At 63.6% G+C, this 20,795-nt stretch carries 13 protein-coding genes and 1 pseudogene; 11 read left to right on the top strand and 3 right to left on the bottom strand.

The genetic code is table 11. From position 1 onward, the window contains the following. Positions 1-86: 86 nt before the first annotated feature. Both ACPW74_RS07850 and ACPW74_RS07845 read right to left on the bottom strand, forming a co-directional pair. Positions 87-5,225, bottom strand: a pseudogene (locus ACPW74_RS07850) (type I secretion C-terminal target domain-containing protein); the annotation flags it as partial. Between the two features lie 11 nt (positions 5,226-5,236). Beyond that, entirely contained in the window at positions 5,237-6,574 is a 1,338-nt protein-coding gene (locus ACPW74_RS07845) for an IS4-like element ISAeme15 family transposase (protein WP_425858865.1), read from the bottom strand. Between the two features lie 762 nt (positions 6,575-7,336). On the opposite strand from ACPW74_RS07845, the gene nrfA reads away from it, so the two are divergent. The 11 genes from nrfA (at position 7,337) to ACPW74_RS07790 (ending at position 19,554) form a co-directional block, all read left to right on the top strand. Continuing rightward, the gene (gene nrfA / locus ACPW74_RS07840; RefSeq protein WP_104453292.1) at positions 7,337-8,782 is read left to right on the top strand and encodes an ammonia-forming nitrite reductase cytochrome c552 subunit; all 1,446 of its coding nucleotides are present in this window, start codon (positions 7,337-7,339) and stop codon (positions 8,780-8,782) included. 51 nt (positions 8,783-8,833) lie between these two features. Further along, positions 8,834-9,427, top strand: coding sequence for a cytochrome c nitrite reductase pentaheme subunit (gene nrfB / locus ACPW74_RS07835; RefSeq protein WP_425858863.1), 594 nt, complete (start codon positions 8,834-8,836; stop codon positions 9,425-9,427). After that, positions 9,424-10,104 (top strand): 4Fe-4S dicluster domain-containing protein, encoded by a 681-nt coding sequence (locus ACPW74_RS07830; protein ID WP_039041283.1) that lies wholly within the window; start codon positions 9,424-9,426, stop codon positions 10,102-10,104. The genes nrfB and ACPW74_RS07830 overlap by 4 nt, the downstream gene beginning before the upstream one ends. Before the next feature lie 87 nt (positions 10,105-10,191). Then, positions 10,192-11,145, top strand: a complete 954-nt coding sequence (gene nrfD, locus ACPW74_RS07825) for a cytochrome c nitrite reductase subunit NrfD (RefSeq protein WP_425858861.1) — start codon at positions 10,192-10,194, stop codon at positions 11,143-11,145. 162 nt (positions 11,146-11,307) lie between these two features. Next, positions 11,308-13,272 carry a heme lyase NrfEFG subunit NrfE gene (gene nrfE, locus ACPW74_RS07820; RefSeq protein WP_425858860.1) on the top strand — a complete coding sequence of 655 codons (1,965 nt, stop codon included), beginning with the start codon at positions 11,308-11,310 and terminating at the stop codon, positions 13,270-13,272. Further along, positions 13,269-13,868 (top strand): DsbE family thiol:disulfide interchange protein, encoded by a 600-nt coding sequence (locus tag ACPW74_RS07815; protein WP_425858858.1) that lies wholly within the window; start codon positions 13,269-13,271, stop codon positions 13,866-13,868. Before nrfE ends, ACPW74_RS07815 begins: the two co-directional genes overlap by 4 nt. After that, entirely contained in the window at positions 13,865-15,055 is a 1,191-nt protein-coding gene (gene nrfF / locus ACPW74_RS07810) for a heme lyase NrfEFG subunit NrfF (protein WP_425858857.1), read from the top strand. The genes ACPW74_RS07815 and nrfF overlap by 4 nt, the downstream gene beginning before the upstream one ends. 350 nt (positions 15,056-15,405) lie before the next feature. After that, on the top strand, positions 15,406-16,326 hold the full coding sequence (locus tag ACPW74_RS07805; RefSeq protein ID WP_029314613.1) for a serine hydrolase: 921 nt from the start codon (positions 15,406-15,408) through the stop codon (positions 16,324-16,326). Between the two features lie 160 nt (positions 16,327-16,486). Further along, complete coding sequence (locus ACPW74_RS07800; protein WP_339332118.1) at positions 16,487-16,627, top strand: DUF2256 domain-containing protein; 141 nt, start codon at positions 16,487-16,489, stop codon at positions 16,625-16,627. Next, the gene (locus tag ACPW74_RS07795; protein ID WP_425858855.1) at positions 16,627-18,147 is read left to right on the top strand and encodes a cryptochrome/photolyase family protein; all 1,521 of its coding nucleotides are present in this window, start codon (positions 16,627-16,629) and stop codon (positions 18,145-18,147) included. The genes ACPW74_RS07800 and ACPW74_RS07795 overlap by 1 nt, the downstream gene beginning before the upstream one ends. 153 nt (positions 18,148-18,300) lie before the next feature. Continuing rightward, positions 18,301-19,554, top strand: a complete 1,254-nt coding sequence (locus ACPW74_RS07790; protein ID WP_048207828.1) for a D-amino acid dehydrogenase — start codon at positions 18,301-18,303, stop codon at positions 19,552-19,554. A gap of 76 nt (positions 19,555-19,630) precedes the next feature. On the opposite strand, the gene ACPW74_RS07785 is transcribed toward ACPW74_RS07790, so the two are convergent. Next, entirely contained in the window at positions 19,631-20,755 is a 1,125-nt protein-coding gene (locus tag ACPW74_RS07785) for an HPP family protein (protein ID WP_257707319.1), read from the bottom strand. Positions 20,756-20,795 lie beyond the last annotated feature (40 nt).

Raw genomic sequence — 20,795 nt, 5'->3', positions numbered from 1 at the left:
TTGTCCTACAGCAGAAGGATCGGTCAATGGATCCTTAACTGATCAGCATTGCGGCATTCGCCGGCTCTTTGCATCATCTCACCCCATCAGGGGTGCTGGATGATCAGGCTGTGCTGATCCAGCATGGATTGCAGGATGTCGTGAGAGGAGGAGCCGCTCAGGTTCCAGCCACTCAGATCCACGTCCTTCAGGGTGATCTGCTGGGTGACATTGCCATCCCCCGCCGGGGAGACCGACAGGCTCACGTCACTCAGGCCATTGCCGGTGCTGGTCACCGATGCATGGAGATGACCCAGCAGGCCATCCACGCTGTTGTCGGTCACCCCCTTGAGCAGGTCCGCCAGATCGATCCTGTCCCCCTCCTGGGGACGGAAGTCGGTGATGGTGTCTATCGCCGGAGAGGCCGTCGTCCCCTCGTCACCACTGCCCCACACGAAGAGATCGCTGCCGGCGCCACCGGTCAGGATGTCGTTGCCCTGACCGCCCCGCAGCACATCATCTCCCATGCCGCCCAGGAGGCGATCATTGCCGGAGGAGCCGAACAGCCAGTCCCCCTGATCCGAGCCCAGCAGATCGTGACCGCTCTGGCTGTGGATGGTGATGGTCTCCGTGGCCGAGCTCAGGGTGCTGCCACCCAGGCTGGATTCGGCACTCAGGGTGAGGGCATGATCCCCCGCCGGCAGATCCTTGAGGTAGATGGGCACGGACTGGTCCATCGGCAGCAACCAGTCGTTGCCATCCGCGTGGCCGACGCTCTGGCCGTGCTCGTCCACCACCTGGGCGCTGCCGAGGTTCTGGATCCGCACCGACAGCTCACCCGGGGCCGGATTGACCACGCTGGCGCTGAGGTTGAGCGGCACCCAGGCCCCTTGCAACGCAAGGATATCGTGGGTGCCGACCCCCAGTTGGGGATCGTCCGGCTCGGCCGTCACCTGGATGGCAATCTGGGCGCTGTCGGTCAGGACGCCACCGGCACCGGTATTGCCCTGATCCGAGGTGGTGATGCTCAGGTTGTCCAGACCCCAGAAGTCCCTGGCTGGCTCGTAGTGCAGGTTGCCTGCCAGCAGGCCGTTGAGATCATCGAGCGACCCGACCAGGGTCACCACGCTGGTCCCCGCCCCCTGCACCGAGACGGCGCCTGCCGCCCCCAGCAGGGTCAGCACACCGTGCTCCACCCGCAGCACCATGGAGATGGGGGCGCTGCCCGCATCCACGTCCTTCACGCTGATCCCGGTGAGCGACAGGGAGCCATCCTCTTTCACCTGCAATGAGCCCGGCACCTGAGTGACAGGGGCATCGTTGACCGGCTCGACCTCGATGGGCAGCACGTCGGTATCGCTCAGGGGACCACCGCTGCCGGTGTTGCCAAGATCATTGGTCACCATGGTCAGGGCATCCTGGCCATTGAAGTCCTGCTCGCCCTGATAGGTCACGCCCCCTGCGAGCAAGGCATTGATGGCATCCTGGGAACCGCTCAGCACCAGGGTGTTGCTGCCGCTGCCGCTCACCGTCACGCCACTGCCCGCCGCCAGTTCCAGGGTACCGTGCAGCACGGAGAGGGGGCTGTTGCCCGCATCCACATCGCTCACCTGCAGCCCGTGAATGGTGAAGGGCTGGTCTTCCTGCGCCACCTGGGGCGTCGTCGGCAGCTGGTTGACGGGGGCATCGTTGACCGGTTGTACCTCAATGGGCAGCACGTCGGTGTCACTCAGGGCGCCACCGCTGCCGGTATTGCCCCGATCGTCCGTCACCATGGTCAAGGCGTCATTGCCGTGGAAGTCCGGGTTGCCCTGATAGGTGACCCCGCCCGAGAGCAGGGCATTGAGATCCGCCAGGGTGCCGGTCAGCACCACATCGCCGGTGCCGTTGCCGGTCAGGGTCACGCCGCTCCCGTCCGGCAGGGTCAGGGTGCCGTGCTCTACCGACAGGCGCACTTCCATGATGCCGTTGCCCGCATCCACGTCCTTGACCTGCAGACCCTGGATGACGAAGGGCTCGTCCTCCTGAGCCACCTGTGGCTCCCCGGGCAGCACGTTGACGGGGGCATCGTTGACCGGGCTCACATCGAGATGGATGGTGCCGTTCACTTCGGGGCCGAGGGCGCCGTTGTCCAGGCTCTGGGCCGTCACCTTGATCTCCATGGCGCCGTTGGCGTCATGGGTCACCAGCTCCACCCCGTCGAGCTTGCCCCCATCCGTGGTGACCTGCCAGCGGCCGCCACCCAGATCCACCACGGTGCCGCTCACCCCGCTCGGCAAGCGGATTTCTGCACCGTCCGGCACCCCTTCCAGGGTGACGCGCACCTGCTCGGGCCCGTTCTCCTGCACATTCCCGGCGCTGCCGCCGGTGGCATGGGTGTCCCGGGTCTCCACCCCCAGATGCAGGGTGATCACGTCCCCTTCGGTGCCGCTCGCCTTCTCCTGCATGTCGGTGATGACCGCATCCCCCACCGGATTGACGGTGACGGTGAAGCCCGCACTGGTTTCAAGGGGCAGGGTCAGCCCCTTGTCCAGGGTGAAGGCGCTCAGGGTCAGATCCACGGTGCCGCTGAAATCCGCAGGCGGGATCAGGGTCAGGGTGGAGAAGTCGGTGCCCACAGGCACCTGCCACACCCCGCCGCCGTTGTTGACCGCCGGGGCGGACAGGGTGAAGCCATCCGGCACCCCCTTGATCTGCAGCCCCACGATCTGCTCGGAGCCATCGTCGTCGATGAGGCTGGCCCCCAGCCCCCCCAGGCTCACGCTGCCATCTTCCTGGCCCGTGACGTTCTGGACCGTGAGGTTGGCCGGATCGTTGACCGGCAGCACCTCGAAGCTCACGTTGCCGCTCCAGCTCCCCCGATCCGTGCCCGTGGTGGCGGTATCGAGGATCTCCACCGTCACCGCCAGCGGCACCTTGCCGCTGAAGTGCTCCCTGGGCACGAACACCAGATCCTTGAGATCCGCCGGGTCGTTCACCCTGAGGGTGGAGACCGGCTGGCCATTCTTGTCGAGGAAGTGGCCATATTGGGGATCCACGGTCACGACCACCCGCTCCACGGTCTCGAGACCACCATCGGCCACCGAGGGGCTGATGTCGGCGAGTTTCACCGAAAGATCGAGATGAATGTCGGTGTCTTCCAGGTTGTCAGGCTGGCCGTCGCCGTTCACATCCTTCACGTTCAGTTGCAGCTCCGGCAGGCCGTCCGCCCCGCCGTTGACGTCCACCTCCGGGGTGATGGAGAGGGTGACGTCCTTCTCCACCGTCTTGGTGTCACCGCTCACGGTGTCGGTGTTGACCAGGCGCACATTGAAGTGCAGACCGTCACCGGCATAGTCTTGCGGCAGGGTCAGGGTCAGGCGGTCGAGATCATCGAGGCCGCCCGGCAACTTGATGAGGTACTCGCCATTGACGAAGTCGAAGGTGAGCCCCTGCACGTTGACGCCCGGGGGGAGACCTGTGATGACGATGCTGAGCTCGTCATCCCCGCTGTCCGCCGTGCCCAGAGTCACCATCTGCTTGAGCTGGCTGCCGAAGTTGACGCCGTGATCCTCCACCCCGGTGATGGGGGCGCTGTTGTCAAAATCGACATCGGCGGCCACCTGGCCCGAGTGGGTCGCACCATGGAAGTCGGCACTGGCGGTGATCTCCCGATAGGCCGGGGCGCTCACATCCCCCTCGTTGTTGTCGCCAAGGTCGATCACCCTGGCGCTCACCTTGAAGGTGACGGTGCCAGTGAAGCCATCCGGCGAGCGCAAGGCGTAGCTGCCGAGGGCGTCATGGGGCACGGTCCAGTTGCCCTGGCCATCGTTGATGCCGCCCACCACCACGAAGCCGGGGGGCAGATCGCTGATCACCAGGTAGTCGATGGTCTCGATGCTGCTGGGGTCCAGATCCTCGAACACGAAGACGCCGTCCAGCGGGATGTCGTGCCCGTCCGGGCTCTCCAGCTGACCGGTCTGCACCAGGTTGGCATCGGGCTCCACCACCGCCTGGATATCCACATGCAGGGTGCCGTCGATCACCTTCTGGGCGGTGGCGCTGGAGTCCACATCCACTTGCGTCACCGTGACATGGCTCTGGAGGGTGGTGTCCTTGTCGCTATCCTCGGGCCCTCTCACCAGCAGCTGGCCGCCGCCGAGCAGGCTCTGCAGCTCGCCGTCGCTCAAGTCCACGGCGCCGCCGCTCACGGTCAGCTGGGTCTCGACCCCGCCCACGCGGATCCAGACTTCATACCCGGGCTCGATACCGGAGAGGCTGAGGTGGGTCACCTTCTCGGCGCCGTCGGTCAGATCAGGCTGCCAGTCCAGCACGGTGAACTGATCCTCCAGGCCATGGCTGGTCTTGGCATAGTCGGTGGCGTCGATGGCCGGCTCCACCTTGATGGTGAGGGGCACGTCGAAGCTCTTGTGGTCGCCGTCGTTCTCGGTCACCACCACGTGGCCGACCAGGTGCAGATCGGCGGTGCTGTTGGGGGGCGGCTGGATTTGCAGGTTGCCGAGGCTGGTCACATCCACCTGATAGAGGGGATTGCCCTTGCCATCGAGCCCGGCGAAGGTGAGAGTCAGCTCCTTGCCATTGCCGTCGAACACCCTGGCCCCTTCCGGCAGCCCTTCCAGCACCAGGTTGAGGGTTTCCGAGTGATCCTGCGGGGTATCCGTCCACTCCCCCGAGGTGAGCTTGAAGTCGAGCGGTGCCCGGCCATCCTCCTGGATGGTGATGTTGTAGCCGTTGCCATCCTGGCTCCAGCCGGAGGTATTGAGATCGAAGTGAGGTTCGTCCACCACCCCTACCAGATCCACGTGCAGGCTCTGGCTGCCGGTCTCCTTCTCGTTCACCACGGTGTGGGTCTGGCCGTTGGCATCGGTCAGGATGGCGGTGTCCTTCACCACCCCCTTGATGGTGAGATCGAAATCGACGTTGCTGTTTTTGGGCGGCTGCAGCTTGAGGTCATTGATGCGGTCATAGGGCACCTCGTAATAGCCGTTGGCATCCAGGGTGACCGCCACCCCGCCGAGCAGCAGGGTGGCGCCGGCGGGCAGGCCGCTGATGCGCACGAACAGCTGCTCGGAGCCATCCGTGGTGTCTCCCAGATGGGCGAGCCCAATCTTGCTGCCCAGATCGATCAGGGTATCTTCCTTGCCCTGGATCTCGCGCACCGTCAGCTTGGCGTCGTCCGCCAGCGGGTTCACGTTGACAATCACCTCCAGCGGATCGCCGAGGGCCGTCTCCTTGCCGGTCACCACCGCAATGCTGTTCACTTAAGCGGAGCCGCATTGCGATTTACCGGAAACCGGGTCTTTGATATCTTCACCGCCCTGGGTCTCGATGGCCTGGGGCGTTTTTCTATGAACACGACGCCTATGCAGCCCCGCAACTCCGCCAACCTCCGTGGCGTATGGGCTGGCGATAACGCGCCCGCCATCACCGCCATCTGGTTCGCGATGAACTGACAGGCAAACTTAAAGCTCACCTCATTGGGCGCTCGCTGATGGGCTACGGCGGCCTGGCTGGCCTCCCGCCTGACCAGATTGTATCCAAGCAGCAATCCCCACAGCTCCTGATAGACCAAGTTCACTTTCTTGCTTCTCAGCGTGATGGCGTTGTGCTGCATCGCGCTTTTGATATCCCGGTATCCCAGCTCGATTTCCCAGCGCTCGTGGTACAGGGTCGCCACCTGAGCTGCACTGAATCGCGCCACGGGCAGGGAGGTAAAGACCGTTTTCTCCTTGCCTGCCACCTCATAGGTCACTGCGCGAACTTGCCAGTGTGTCGGCAACGCCGGGTTTTTCTTGCGAGCCTGAGGCGAGACCGTCATTTGCAACAGACGGTCACCGTCGCCATAGCGCTCAAGTTCCGTGTATACCAGCCCCTTGCGTTCCGGGATGAGCCAGTGACGGTCGGTGTCTTCGGCCTGAATACGCAGCAACAGGTCGGCACCGAAGAAGCCTTTATCCAGCAGGGTCACTGACTTGTCCGGCAATGAGTGAATGAACTCGCTGGCCAGGGGGATTTCCCCTTTGCGGTACGGGCTGATGGCCGCGTTGGCAATGACATGCGAGCGGACATTCATGAGCGTGACCAACCGCAGCATCGGGTAGGGTGTCTGCCGGTTGGTTGAGGTGTTACCCGAGCCGAAATGTGCTCTGAGTTCAGGCATATCCTGGGTTCGGAACAGGGCCCCATCGATGGCAAAGACCTGTAAACCGTGCCAATGGTCTTCAGGATAACGTTCCCGCCCCCACACATCGGCGCACTGTTTGAACAGCCACTCGAGCGGCTGTTTGCCGAGTCGCTGACGGGCCTGAGACAGGGCACTGTCCGCGAGCAAGGCATCATTGGCCAACCCTTCTGCACAGATGTTGAGGCGCCGAGCGACCTCGGAGATGGGCTCATTGCGGAAAAAGGCCATCCCCACGACGAGCCACAAGACCATATCAGAAGGTAAGCGGCGTCGGCGGATAGTGGCCTTTTCAGACAAGGCGGCAGCGGCAGTAATCCATTCGTCGGGAATATGGTCGGCAAAAATGGCCAGCCGAGCCAGCATGTCACCAGATGCCTCAACAACATCGTTCAGATCGTTTGCAATAGACATAAAAAATCCGGAACTAGTGATTGGTTCCGGATTGTCCTACAGCAGAAGGATCGGTCAATGGATCCTTAACTGATCAGCATTGCCGTGACAGGCGGCTATTTTACCGTCAATAACCCCCTATAACCCTTCGTCATTTTCGAAAATATCGAAAGTAAATGCCGCCAACCGTCCTATTAAATTCAATAAGACGCTATCAAGCCGCGAATATGCTGGAATAAAGCCCTTATTTTCCCTTTCATGAAAACAGATGGCTCTCTTGGCACCCATTTCTACGACAACTTCTGTCACAAAGTCCCTTGACAGGGACCATGGTGATGGAAAACCGAAGCCTCCCCCTCACCCCTTCGCAAGCTTAATATTGAATTTAAATTCAATATCAGCAGTTTATTCTCTCTCTGCATGCGGTGTATCTCTCCGCCGCCTCTCGCCCAGCCCTCCTCGCCAACATGATGAACATCGATTTTACCTATTTTCATCAAAAGAGAACGGGTGGAAATAACCCTCGGATGAGGTTCAATAATTCCACCTGGATCGCACTTTTGGCATCCCTCCCCCCCCCTCAATTGATCTAGCGCAACTCCCACGGGGATAAATAATTATCCATTTTACCCATTTGGTATTATCCCCCCGAGCAATTGCATAAACACCGATTTATATGCAGCCATAACAATGGATCGGCCTGCCATGCCCGTCGATGATGAGCACAGATGTCCACACCAAGATGGAACGGTCAGGCCCGACATGGACTTTTATCTGGGAGTGATGACCGTGGGTTCATATGACAAGCTATTTCGACCAGGGCTGGCAGCCCTGCTGCTGACCGCCCTGCTGGGCGCTGGCAGTCTGGCACAGGCGGCCGACGAGGCACAAAGCAAGGGCAAGATCGAGGCGCGCAGCGAGCTGTTCGCCAAGGATCACACCGATCAGTTCACCAGCTGGAAAGGCACCAGCGAGAGCCGCGAGCGCACCGACGCCCTGGCGGAAGATCCGCAGATGGTGGTGCTCTGGGCCGGCTACCCCTTCTCCAAGGATTACAACAAGCCGCGCGGCCACTTCTATGCGCTGACCGACGTGCGGGAAACCCTGCGTACCGGCGCCCCCAAGACTGCCGAAGACGGTCCGCTGCCCATGGCCTGCTGGAGCTGCAAAGGCCCGGACGTGGCCCGCGTCATCGACGAGAAGGGTGAGGATGGCTACTTCAAGGGCATGTGGGCAAAAGGCGGACCGGAGATCGTCAACACCATCGGCTGCGCCGACTGCCACGACACCGCCTCGAAAGAGTTCAAGGAAGGGAAACCCGCCCTGCACCTCTCCCGTCCCTATGCCGACCGGGCCATGACCGCCATCGGCAAGCCGTTCAAGGAGCAGGGACGCTTCGATCAGCAGTCTCAGGTGTGCGGCCAGTGCCACGTGGAGTACTACTTCAGCGGCCCCACCAAGGCGGTGAAATTCCCCTGGGACAAGGGTACGACTGTTGAGCAGATGGAAGAGTATTACGACGAGATTGGCTTTGCCGACTGGACCCATGCCCTCTCCAAGACCCCCATGCTCAAAGCCCAGCATCCGGAGTACGAGACCTGGCGCGCCGGCATTCACGGCCAGAACAACGTCGCCTGCGTCGACTGCCACATGCCCAAGGTGCAGAACGAGCAAGGCAAGGTCTACACCGACCACAAGGTAGGCAACCCCTTCGATCGCTTCGACCAGACCTGCCGCAACTGCCACACCCAGAGCAAGGAGATGCTGCAAGGGGTGGTCAAGCAGCGCAAGGACGCCGTCACCGAAATCAAGCTCAAAGTCGAGAAGCAGCTGGTGCACGCCCACTTTGAAGCCAAGGCCGCCTGGGATGCCGGTGCCACCGAGGCCGAGATGAAGGACATTCTGCAGGATATCCGTCACGCCCAATGGCGCTGGGACTTCTCCATCGCCTCCCACGGGGTGCAGATGCACGCCCCGGAAGTGGCGCTGCGCATGCTGGGAACCGCCCTGGACAAGGCCGCCGACGCCCGCACCAAGCTGGCACGCCTGCTGGCCGCCAAGGGGATCAGCCACGAGATCGCCATTCCTGACATCTCCAGCAAGGAGAAGGCCCAGGCCGCTCTTGGGATGGACATGAAGCAGATGAACAGCGACAAGGCCCAGTTCCTCAAGACCACAGTCCCCGCCTGGGATGCCGAGGCCAAAGCGGCCGGACGGCTCGCACAATGACGAGGCATGCGGGCCCGCAGTGTCGGGCCCGCAGCCGGATGGAGGCTTCCTATGGGTGATTTAACAATGGATTTCTTACGACTGATGCTGATGGCAGCCATGCTGCTGACCAGCCTGCAGGGCCTGGCGGCCGATGCGGCAACCGCCCCGGCACCTACTACACATGAAGTGGAATTTCTGCGCAGTGCCGACAAGGCCTGCACCGACTGCCACAAGGAGCAGGTCGAAGGCATGCACGGCAAGCACGGCCAGGCGACCAACCCCAACAACCTGGCGCCGGTAACCTGCACCAACTGCCACGGTCAACCCTCCCCCCAACACCGGGAAGGGGTCAAGGACGTGATGCGCTTTAGCGACAGCTTCAATGACAAACAGAGTACCGAGCGCTACCCCATCGCCGAGCAGAACGGGGTCTGCATGAGCTGTCACGAGCCCAAAGTGCTGCGCGAGGCGCTCTGGGCCCACGACGTGCACGCCACCAAGCTCACCTGCACCAGCTGCCACCAGCTGCACCCGGCCAAGGAGCCCATGGTGGCTATTCCGGAGAAGTCTCGCATCAAGCTCTGCGTCGACTGCCACAGCAAGCAGCATGAGGCCGTCAAGGCGGCCAAGGCGAACACCACCTCGGGCAAGGAGGTACCATGAGCTGCTCTCGCCGTCACTTCATGGCGGGGATGAGCGCGGGGGCCCTCATCATGATGACAGGGCCGACTCGCTCCCTTGCTACCCCCCTCGCCCACAGCCAGACCATCGACGGGGTCCGCTTTGGCATGCTCCACGACGAGACGGCCTGCATCGGCTGTACCGCCTGCATGGATGCCTGCCGGGAGGTGAATCAGGTGCCAGAGGGGGTCTCGCGCCTCGAGATCATCCGCTCCGGCCCCATCGGCACCTTCCCCGATGCCGAGTACCACTTCTTTCGCAAGTCCTGCCAGCACTGCGACAACGCCCCCTGCGTGCACGTCTGCCCCACCGGTGCCTCCCATATCCGCAAGGAGGATGGCATCGTCGACGTCAACCCGGATCTCTGCGTTGGCTGCATGTACTGTCTGGCTGCCTGCCCCTATCAGGTGCGCTTTATCAACCCTGTGACCAAGGTGGCCGACAAGTGCGACTTTTGCCGCAAGACCAACCTGGCGGCGGGCAAGGAGCCGGCGTGCGTGGAATCCTGCCCCACCAAGGCGCTGGTGTTCGGCAATCTGGATGACCCGGACAGCCCCATCGCCAAACGGCTGGTAAAGGAGACCACCTATCGCTACAAGCAGGCACTCGGCACTTCGCCCAAGATGTACCGCGTGCCCAAAGGGGAGATAAAGTCATGACGATGCAAGAGGCATTTCACTTCCCTTCCCTTGTGTGGGGATTTGTCCGATCGCCATCTACCGCAGTAACAGAAGGAGGAATGGATCATGTTGCATGATGCATTTCACTTCCCCTCGCTGGTGTGGGACTGGCCCATAGCCATCTACCTGTTCCTGCTCGGCATCTCCGCCGGGGCCACCACCCTCTCGGTGCTGCTGCGCCGCAAGGGAGCCGGCAGCGAGAGCGGCATCATCAAGGCGACTGCCATTCTGGCGCCGGTGAGCGTGGTGCTGGGGTTACTGATCCTCATCTTCCACCTGGCCCGCCCCTGGACCTTCTGGAAGCTGATGTTCCACTACCAGTTCGACTCCGTGATGTCGATGGGGGTCATGCTGTTCCAGGTCTACATGGCGGTGCTGTTCGCCTGGCTGGCAGTGGTGTTTCGGGCCGAGATCGAGACCTTGCGCAGTCACCTGCTGCAAGAGAAGTTCGCCTTTGTGGATAATCTCATCGCTTGGCTTGCCCGCATCGAGCGGCTGCTGGCGCCGCTCTTGCTGCTGCTTGCCGTGCTCTTGGGGGCCTACACCGGCTTTCTGCTCTCCGCGCTCAAGACCTATCCGCTCTTGAACAACCCGGTGCTGCCGGTGCTGTTCCTCATCTCCGGCATCAGCTCCGGCATCGCCTCCACCATCTTGCTGGCGGTCACCCTGTTCAAGGAGAACCATCACAGCCAGGGAGTGAGCTTTGTCCACCGCTTCGAGCGGCCGGTGCTGGCGGTGGAGGTGTTGCTGCTGGTCTGCTTCTTTACCGGCCTCTACTTCGGTGGCGGCCAGAAGGAGGCAGCCATGTGGGCCGCCATCGGCAGCGGCTTCTGGGCTCAGGTGTTCTGGCTCGGGGTGGTGGGCATCGGCATGCTGCTGCCCCAGTTGCTGGCCCTGCTGGCCCCCGCGCCGCTGCGGGCCAGAAACGGCTATCTGGTGCTGGTCTGCAGCCTGACCCTGGTGGGGATCCTGCTGCTGCGCTACTTCGTGCTCTATGCCGGCCAGATGACGGTAGTTTAAAGGTATGATCACCAGCGCCAGCCACCCTCGGGTGACTGGCGCTTATTTGTTGCAATGAGTTGTTGCGATTGATTGTTGCCAGAAATGTGGATGTTATCCCCCAGCGCCGGTACGGTGCAGACGCTGCGGCATAACATAGACGAATGATTGACTGGAGGTTGTGTGCTGGCGGAGCTCGGCTATCTCTCACTGTTGCTGGCGACCGGGCTCGCCCTGCTGCAAGGGCTGCTGCCCTGGCTGGGATTGCGGCTCGCCTCACGGCCGCTGCTGGGCTGCGCAACACCGCTGGCCCTCCTGGTCGCGCTCCTGTTGTTGGCCTCCCTGCTGCTGCTCGCCAGCTGCTTTGGCCAGGATGATTTCACCGTCAGCTATGTGGCCCAGCACGCCAACAGCGCCCTGCCCCTTGGCTTCAAACTGGCGGCCGTGTGGGGCGGCCACGAGGGCTCCATGCTGTTCTTCGTCTTTGCGCTGGGGCTGTGGGGCGCGCTGGTGGCCCTTTGCTCAAGGCGGGTCGATCCGCTGATCCGCACCCGGGTATTGGCCATCATGGGGCTGATCGTCGGGCTGTTCGGCCTTTATACCCTGATCTTCTCCAGCCCGTTTGACCGCCAGTTCCCGGGGCCGCTGGAGGGGCGCGATCTCAACCCCATGCTGCAGGATATCGGCCTCATCATCCACCCGCCCCTGCTCTATCTAGGTTACGTCGGCTTTGCGGTCAACTTCGCCTTCGCCATGGCGGCGCTGCACTCGGGTCGGCTCGATGGCGCCGTGGCCCACTGGAGCCGCCCCTGGGCGCTCGGCTCCTGGGTCTTTCTCACCGCCGGTATCGTGCTGGGCTCCTGGTGGGCCTATTACGAGCTCGGCTGGGGCGGCTGGTGGTTCTGGGATCCGGTGGAAAATGCCTCCCTCTTGCCCTGGCTGCTCGGCACCGCCCTGCTGCACGCCCTGGTGGTGTGCGAGAAGCGCGGCGCTTACGGCCACGCCGTGCTGCTGCTCTCCATCTTTACTTTCTCGCTGAGCCTGCTCGGCACCTTCGTGGTGCGCTCCGGAGTGCTCACCTCGGTACACGCCTTTGCGGTGGACCCCAGTCGCGGGCTCACTCTCTTGTTGCTGCTCGGTTTGCTATTGACCTGCGCCCTCACCCTGTTTGCCCTGCGGGCGGACATTCGCGCTCCCTATGCCCGCTTTGGCTTGCTGTCAAAAGAGGGACTGCTCGGCGCCGCCATCCTGCTGCTTTGCGTGGCCTGCGCCAGCGTGCTGCTCGGCACCTTCTACCCCATGGTGTTCCAGTCGCTCCATCTGGGCTCGCTCTCGGTGGGCGCCCCCTATTTCAATACCATCTTCGTGCCGCTGGCCCTCTGCCTGATGGCGCTGATGACCCAGCTGCCGCGCCTGCGCTGGCAGCATCTGGCAGCCCAGCGCCGCATCACGGTGCTGCTCCCATGCCTGTTCGGCCTGCTGGGGGGCACCTTGCTGAGCCTCGCCTATCCCGAACCGCTGCGGGCAAACTGGCTGGGGCTCGCGGCCAACGTGCTGAGCCTCTGGCTGATGGCCAGCCTGCTGCTCCCGCTCTTGCAACCGGTCGCCCTGCGCGAGCTCACCCTCAATCGGTTCGGCAGCCTGCTGGCCCACCTCGGGGTGGCAGTGTGCGCCCTCGGCATCGCGCAGGTGAGTGACCACAGTCAGGAGGGGGGCGCGGTACTCGCCGCAGGCCAGCCCTATCGGCTCGGCGCCTTCGCGTTTCGCTATGAGGGGAGCGAGCCCATCATCGGCCCCAACTACACCGCCGAGCGCATCACTCTCGGCGTGCATAAGGACGGTAAAGAGGTGGCCAGGCTCACCCCGGAGCGGCGTCACTACAGCGTGCGCACCATGAACATGAACGAGCCCGGCATCGCGTGGGGGCTGTTTGGCGATCTCTACGTGGTGCTTGGCGAAAAGATGGGACCCGGCGCCTATGCCATGCGGCTGCACTACAAGCCGCTGGTGCGCTGGATCTGGCTAGGTGGCCTGTTGATGATGGCGGGCGGCGCCCTGCGTTTGCTGGGGCGCAAGCCATTGCTGGCAGCCCAACCGCAGACCTCTGCACATCAAGTCGCGGGCTTGCTCCCCAAGGAGGCACCATGAGAGCCCGTTTGCGCCTGTTCGTGCCGCTCATGCTCACGCTGGGGCTCGGTGCCCTGCTCTGGCTCGGCCTTGGCAACAACCCCTACAGCCAGGATGAGGCCCTCGCCGGGCGCCCCCTGCCTGCATGGCAGAGTGACGACCTGTTTGGCGGCGCCCCCATCCACACCGCGGCGCTCAAGGGGGAGCCCTTCGTACTCAACGTCTGGGCCAGCTGGTGCCCCAACTGCCGCGCCGAGCATCCGCTGCTGGGTGATCTGGCCAGCGCCGTACCCCTCTACGGCCTCAACTACCGGGACAAGGGGGACGCCGCCCTCGCCTGGCTCACCGAGGCAGGCAACCCCTATCGCGCCGTGCTGGCCGACCCTGACGGCAAACTTGCCCTTGAGCTCGGCGTCTACGGCACGCCGGAGACCTATCTCTTCACCGGCGACGGCACCCTGCTGACCCGTCATACCGGCCTGCTCACCCGGGAAGTCTGGCAACGCCAGTTTGCCCCCCTGCTTGCAAAGGCCCGCAGCAACATCGCTAGCCAGCCCGAAGTGGAAAGAGAAGCGGAGAGAGAAGTAGAGAGACAAGTGCGGGAGAGCAAGCCATGAGCCGTCTCGGCCACGCCCTGATCGCGCCGCTCTTGCTGGCCTTGAGCCTCGGGGCCCTTGCCAGCGGGGTCGACACCTATGAGTTTCGCCACCCCGAGCGGCAGACCCGCGCTCAGGAATTGGCCCGCGCCCTGCGCTGCCCCCAATGCCAGAACCAGAACCTGGTGGAGTCCAACTCCCCCATCGCCCGGGATCTGCGGCTCGAGGTCTACCGCTGGGTGGACGAGGGGCAGTCTGATGAGCAGGTGATCGCCCGCATGACGGCGCGCTTCGGCGACTTCGTGCGCTACGATCCCCCCTTCAAGGCCGGCACGGCACTGCTGTGGGGCGGCCCAGTCCTCTTGCTGTTGCTGGCCCTCAATCACCTGCGCAGGAGCCTGCATCGCCGGCAACCGGCGCGGGTGCCGCTTATCGGCGACAGAGCCGAGGGGATACTCGCCCACGACCCCAGGGCCGAGCTGAACCGGCTGATCATGGCCGAGCAGCAGGCGGGACTTGCCCCCCACAGCCGCCTCTACCGGGAGCTGGAGCTGGCCCGCCTCGCCAACGCCACCCCACCTGCCGAACAGGCCCTGCGCGACCGGCTAGCTAGGGATCGCACCGCCCGCCCGCAGCTTAGGCTGCGGTCATGGATACTGCTTGGGGCCCTGTTGCTGGCGCTGATGGCCGGCATTTATGCCGGCACCGGCCGCTATCAGGCGTGGCAGGCGTATCAGTCGCGCCCCGATCCGCTGGCGGGATTGAGCCCGCGGGATCTGCAGGACAAGGAGCTGGGCGCCCTGCACCAGCGTCTGCAAGCCAACCCCGCCGATCTCGACGGCTGGGCGGCGCTCGGCCAGCTCTATCTCTATCGAAACGAGTACGCCAATGCCCTGCTCGCCTACCAGCGCCTCGCCCTGCAAGAAGGAGGCGCCAGCGCGGCGACCCAGGCCGCCCAGGCCACCGTGCTCTACTACCAGGCGGGTCAGCAGCTCACCCCGGAGGCACTGCGCCTGCTTGATAGCGCGCTCAAGCAGGACAAGGGTGAGGTGAGCGCCCTGATGCTGCTCGCCTCCGATCACTTCCTGCACGGCCGCTACTCCCAGGCCATCGCCCTCTGGCAGCAGTTGCTGGACGAGGAGCGCCCCCGCATCAACCGGGCCGCGCTGATCCAGGCCATTCAGACCGCGCGAATGATGGGAGGATGACGCGGGGCAAAACAGCGATAATGCAGCGGACCATCTTCCCTGCCGGGCGCCGTTTTTATCGCCATGGTCGCCATTAACGACCCCTTCATCATCCCAAGGCGCCGAAAGGTGCGAAAGGAGTCGTCATCCCGCCCCTCGCCAGCATATAGTGCGCCCCCGTGGTGGCGTGTCTGGCATGGCCTGGCAGGCCTCTATGACTCCCTTTTGCGGGCCCAATAGCCCCGATGCGGGGGATTTCAAGGTGCGCTGGCCCATAAAATGGAAATATCCGGCCACCAGACGTTGTGAAGCGTCAATTACCGTCATATAACTTAGCCAAATGTCCCTGTGAGTCGTAGTAGAGTCAAATCATGAACCTTCGTCCTTTTCTTCCCTTGCTGCTCGGCGCCTTCCTCCTTCCCGCCAGCATGGAAAGCGCCCATGCCAACCCGTTTTCTGCGACCTCTTCTTCCACCAACAGCCTGCTCGAACCCCGCAGCAACCTGCCGCTGAGATCCGATGCCTACGTGGTCGTCAACCCGAAAACCGGCGAGACACTGGCAGAGCGCAACGCCAACCGGGTGATGTCCATCGCCTCCATCACCAAACTGATGACAGCGCTGGTGGTACTGGATGGCAATCAGCGCCTCAACGAGACCCTCACCGTCACCATGGATGACGTGGACAGACTCAAGGGCACGGGGTCGCGCCTCGCGGTGGGCTCGCGTCTGAGTCGCGCCGACATGCTGCACATCGCACTGATGTCCTCTGAAAACCGCGCCGCCTCCGCTTTGGGACGGCACTACCCAGGTGGCCGCAAAGCCTTTATCGAGGCAATGAATGCCAAGGCCCGCATGCTCGGCATGTGGAGCACCCATTTCGCCGACAGCACCGGGCTCAACCCCCGCAACGTCTCCACCGCACACGATCTCGCCAAACTGGCTGCTGCCGCATCCACCTACCCGCTGATCCGCCAGTACACCGCCTCCGAGCAGCGTCTGGTACGCAACGGCAAGCGCCAGCTGCACTACCTCAACTCCAACCGCCTGGTACGGGAAGGAAGCTGGCCCATTCTGGTCTCCAAGACCGGTTATATCCGCGAGGCGGGGCGCTGCCTGGTGATGGGAACCCGGGTCAACAACGAGCCCGTGGTCATGGTGCTGCTTCACGCCAACACCACGGATGAACGGGTCGCCGATGCCAGAAAGATCAAGAGCTGGCTGGAAACCTCGGGCCGCATGACCCTGACGGCGCAGTCCACTCCCCAGCCCAGGCTCTTCAGCAGCCAGTAACGGCTACGAGAACAAGGGCCCCCAACCGGCAGGTGCGGGGGCCTTTTTCATGAGTGGCAATCCCCCCCTGCTGCCTCTTTCTGCTCCCCCGGTGATCCCGACCGTATGGTGCTTCGTTAAGGAGGCAGAGAGAAACCAAGGGCATCAACAGGGCCGCCACATGCACCTCAAACCCCATCTACCCGAGAAGATCTGTCCCATCTGCCTGCGTCCTTTTGCCTGGCGGCGCAAGTGGGCCCGCTGCTGGCAGGAAGTGCGCTATTGCAGCGAACGCTGCCGTCGTCGGAAGGAGCACCCCTGATGGAGCTGCGCCTCATTCTCGGAGATCAACTGAACGCAGGTCACAGCTGGTTTCGCACGCAGGATCCCGCTGTCTGCTACCTGATGGCGGAGCTGCGCCAGGAGACAGACTACTGCCGCCACCATCGCCAGAAGGTGCTCGCCTTCTTTGCCGCCATGCGCGCCTTCGCCGCCGCCCTCACCAAGGCGGGCCACCGGGTCTGCTACCTGACTCTCGATGAGAGCGCCCCCTGGCCCGATTTGCCGAGCTTGCTGGCGGCCCAGCTCGAAGCGCATCAGGCCGAGCGCTTCGCCTGGCAGAGCCCGGACGAGTGGCGCCTTGCAAGCCAGCTGACCCAGTGGGCCTCAGGCCTTGCCATCCCGACCGTTGAGGTGGACAGCGAACATTTTCTCACCCCCCGCGATGGCTGGCGACGCTACCCCCACAGCCGGATGGAGTTCTTCTACCGCACCCTGCGAAAGCAGTACCGGGTGTTGCTCGATGAGCGCGGCCAACCCCTTGGGGGGCGCTGGAACTTCGATGCCGAGAATCGCGCCAAATTGCCGGCGAGCCAACCCATCCCGGCGCCCCTCACCTTTGCCAACGAGGTGAGCGACATCGATGCCATGCTGACCCGCCACGGCGTCGCCACCATCGGCAGTGCCGATGCGGGCGCCCTGCCCTGGCCCGTCACCCGGCGCCAGAGCCGCGCACTGCTTGAACACTTCCTTGCACACTGCCTGCTCCACTTCGGCCGCTATCAGGACGCCCTGAGCGAACGGGGCTGGAGCCTGTTCCACAGCCGCTTGTCGTTTTCCATGAACAGCAAGATGCTCCATCCCCTCGAGGTGATCCGCGCTGCGCAAGCTCACTGGCAGGCCAATCAGGCCACCATTTCCCTGGCGCAGGTGGAGGGGTTCATCCGCCAGATCCTCGGCTGGCGCGAGTTTGTCCGCGCCCTCTACTGGGAAAAGATGCCCGAGTATCGGCGCACCAACTTTCTCGGGGCCGAGCGCCCCCTGCCCGGTTTTTTCTGGAATGGAGAAACTAGCATGGCCTGCGTGCGTCACGCCCTTCGACAGTCTCTGGAGCACGCCTATGCCCACCATATCCAGCGGCTGATGGTGACCGGCAACTTCGCCCTGCTGGCGGGGATCCACCCTGACGAGGTAGATGCCTGGTATCTGGGCATCTATGTGGACGCCATCGAGTGGGTGGAGCTGCCCAACACCCGCGGCATGAGCCAGTTTGCCGATGGCGGTCTGATGGGCAGCAAGCCCTACGCCAGCAGCGGCGCCTATCTCGAGCGGATGGGTCACTACTGCAAGGGGTGTCACTATCAAGTGAAGGCCCGCAGCGGGCCGGACAGCTGCCCCTTCAACAGCCTCTATTGGCACTTTCTCTGGCGCAACCGGGACAAACTTGGCAACAACCCTCGCCTCGCCCTGCCCTATGCCAACTGGGATGGCCAAACTACAGAACAGCAGCAAGCCATCCTGACGACGGCAGAGCATCATCTGCTCCATCTGGAACGGCTCTGAATCGACCGGATTTCATGCCAGAAAGTCAGCAAATGACAACATTGAGAGCCAGTTAACAAAATGTGAATAGCGATAACCACCAATGATATCGACACCAGTTGAATATCCTGTGGCGGCTGATTAAGGTGGAGGCCCCAGTCAAGGAGAGACAAGATGGACATAGTGGTACTCGGTGGTGGCGTGGTCGGTGTGACCAGCGCCTGGTATCTGGCCAAGGCCGGTCACAAGGTGACCCTGCTGGAGCGGCGTGACGGGGTGGCCCTTGAAACCAGCCATGCCAACGCGGGTCAGATCTCACCGGGTTATGCTTCCCCCTGGGCTGCCCCCGGCATTCCCCTCAAGGCCGCCAAATGGCTGCTGCAAAAGCACGCCCCCTTCACGGTGCGGCCCACCTCGGACCCCTTCCAGCTGCGCTGGATGCTGAAGATGTTCGCCAACTGCACCCCGGCAGCCTATGCGGTCAACAAGGGGCGCATGGTGCGACTGGCTGAATACAGCCGCGACTGCATGAAGCAGTTGCGGGGCGAGCTGGCGCTCGACTACGAAGGGCGCCAGCTCGGCACCCTGCAACTGTTTCGCAGTCAGGCACAGCTCGATGCCAGCCAGCGCGACATCGCCGTGCTCGAGGAGTACGGCGTCCCCTATCAGTCTCTGAATGCCGACGGCTGCGAGGAGGTCGAGCCCGCCTTGGCAAGGGTGCGTGGCAAGGTGGTGGGCGGCCTGCGCCTGCCGGGAGATGAAACCGGTGACTGTTTCCGCTTCACCCAGGCCCTGGCGGACGAGGCGCGTCGGCTCGGGGTGAACTTCGTCTTCAACTGCGCCATCGACGAGGTCGAGATCGCGAAGGGACGCGCCGTGGCGGTCCGTGCCGGCGAGCAGCGCTTCCAGGCCGACGCCATCGTCTGTGCCCTCGGCAGTTATGGCACCGGCTTCCTGCGCCCCCTCGGAATTGAGCTCCCCGTCTACCCGGTCAAGGGGTACTCCCTCACCCTGCCGATGACGGATGCCGAGGGCGCCCCGCGCAGCACCGTGCTGGACGAGACCTACAAGGTCGCCATCACCCGCTTCGACGAACGGATCCGGGTGGGGGGCATGGCCGAACTCTCGGGCTTCAACCTGGCGCTCAACCCGAGGCGCCACGATACCCTGGCCATGGTGGTGAGGGATCTCTTCCCCCAGGGGGGAAATCTGGAGCAGGCCACCTTCTGGACCGGGCTGCGCCCCATGACGCCGGACGGCACGCCCCTGGTGGGCCCAAGCCCCATCCCCGGGCTCTGGCTCAATACCGGCCACGGCACCCTGGGCTGGACCATGGCGGCAGGATCGGGCCAGTTGCTCAGCGATCTCATCTCGGGCAATACCCCGGATATCAGCGACGAGGGGCTCACCCTGGCCCGCTACGGCTAGGCGTTGGCACCGTCTGTGCGAGTCTGCGAAAAAAGAGGGCGTGCCTGGCACGCCCTCTTTTTTCTTGCCCCCCTGGCTACGACGACACCGGGGTCGCCTCCTCGCTCGTCAGTCCGGGTTTCAGGGCCAGCGTGAAGAGCGCCGCCACCATGTCGGACTGGGTGATGATGCCCACCAGCTGCTCCCCCTCCACCACCGGCATGTGGTGCAGCCCCCCGTCGGAGAAGGCCTCCACCAGATCGTAGAGAGGCTGGTAGCGCCGCGCCGTCTGCACCTCCCGGGTCATCAGATCTGCCACCTGCTGCTGCTCAAGGGCCTCCTTCGCCCTCGGCTGGCGACCCGCCCGGTCGATCATCAGGTCGTGCAGGGTGATGATGCCGACCAGCCTCTCCCCCTCATCCACCACCGGTAGCGCCTTGATCTGGTGGTGGGAGAGCAGATGCCACGCCTCCATGGCGAGCGCCTGTGGCGTCGTCACGACGAGATCCCGCGACATCACATCCTGGCACCGTACCGTCCCCACTCGCCCCCGCAGGGCGTGAAGCTGGGCCTCCTGCAGCAGCTCCTGCAGATCCTGGCGGCTGATGTCCAGCAGCTCCCCGTGTTTTTCCAGGGCAAAGTCGATGTCCTGAGTGGCGAGCCGGGCACTCGGCTGGGGATCCGCCGTCTGGTGGCGATTGGGCGCCGCCTTGCCGCCATGGGGATAACGACGCCCCAGGGCGCGGTTGTAGAGCAAGCCCAGACTCAGCAGCAACAGGGAGTTGAGCAGCACCGGCAGCAGCACGTAGCCGACCCCGAGCGCCCGGATCCCCTCGCCGCCGATGACGGCGGTCAGGGCCACGGCGCCGCCGGGCGGGTGCAGGCTGCGGGTGAGGAACATGGCGGCGATGGCCAGCATCACCGCCAGGGCCGAGGCGATAGCCATGTCCGGCACCAGGTTCGCGCTCAATACCCCCATCAGGGCCGAGACCCCGTTGCCCACAAGGATGGACCAGGGCTGGGCCAGGGGGCTGGCCGGGGCTGCAAACAGCAGCACGGCGGAGGCCCCCATAGGGGCGATGAGCCAGTGCACCTCGAGCCCCAGCCCCCAGCGACACAGCAAGGCGGTGCCGAGCAAGCCGATGAGGGCGCCAAGGGCGCCGTAACAACTCTCTTTGACGCTGGTATTGGTCGATACCGGCAAAAAATCCCTGAACTGCATGGTGCTCCCGCGGACGATAACATTTATTTCAAATGCGCAA

Source organism: Aeromonas sp. INTO2 (assembly GCF_049860605.1).
Lineage (GTDB): Bacteria > Pseudomonadota > Gammaproteobacteria > Enterobacterales > Aeromonadaceae > Aeromonas > Aeromonas caviae.
Note: the sequence above shows the minus strand (reverse complement) of the source record. Positions and strands in the feature narration are given on the sequence as shown.

Excerpts from the sequence above, each read along its gene's own strand:
- ACPW74_RS07795 (WP_425858855.1), top strand. The coding sequence starts at position 16,627 with ATGGAGCTGCGCCTCATTCTCGGAGATCAACTGAACGCAGGTCACAGC.
- ACPW74_RS07805 (WP_029314613.1), top strand. The coding sequence starts at position 15,406 with ATGAACCTTCGTCCTTTTCTTCCCTTGCTGCTCGGCGCCTTCCTCCTT.
- nrfA (WP_104453292.1), top strand. The coding sequence starts at position 7,337 with ATGACCGTGGGTTCATATGACAAGCTATTTCGACCAGGGCTGGCAGCC.
- ACPW74_RS07815 (WP_425858858.1), top strand. The coding sequence starts at position 13,269 with ATGAGAGCCCGTTTGCGCCTGTTCGTGCCGCTCATGCTCACGCTGGGG.
- ACPW74_RS07785 (WP_257707319.1), bottom strand. The coding sequence starts at position 20,755 with ATGCAGTTCAGGGATTTTTTGCCGGTATCGACCAATACCAGCGTCAAA.
- ACPW74_RS07830 (WP_039041283.1), top strand. The coding sequence starts at position 9,424 with ATGAGCTGCTCTCGCCGTCACTTCATGGCGGGGATGAGCGCGGGGGCC.
- ACPW74_RS07790 (WP_048207828.1), top strand. The coding sequence starts at position 18,301 with ATGGACATAGTGGTACTCGGTGGTGGCGTGGTCGGTGTGACCAGCGCC.
- nrfB (WP_425858863.1), top strand. The coding sequence starts at position 8,834 with ATGGGTGATTTAACAATGGATTTCTTACGACTGATGCTGATGGCAGCC.
- nrfD (WP_425858861.1), top strand. The coding sequence starts at position 10,192 with ATGTTGCATGATGCATTTCACTTCCCCTCGCTGGTGTGGGACTGGCCC.
- nrfF (WP_425858857.1), top strand. The coding sequence starts at position 13,865 with ATGAGCCGTCTCGGCCACGCCCTGATCGCGCCGCTCTTGCTGGCCTTG.
- ACPW74_RS07800 (WP_339332118.1), top strand. The coding sequence starts at position 16,487 with ATGCACCTCAAACCCCATCTACCCGAGAAGATCTGTCCCATCTGCCTG.
- ACPW74_RS07845 (WP_425858865.1), bottom strand. The coding sequence starts at position 6,574 with ATGTCTATTGCAAACGATCTGAACGATGTTGTTGAGGCATCTGGTGAC.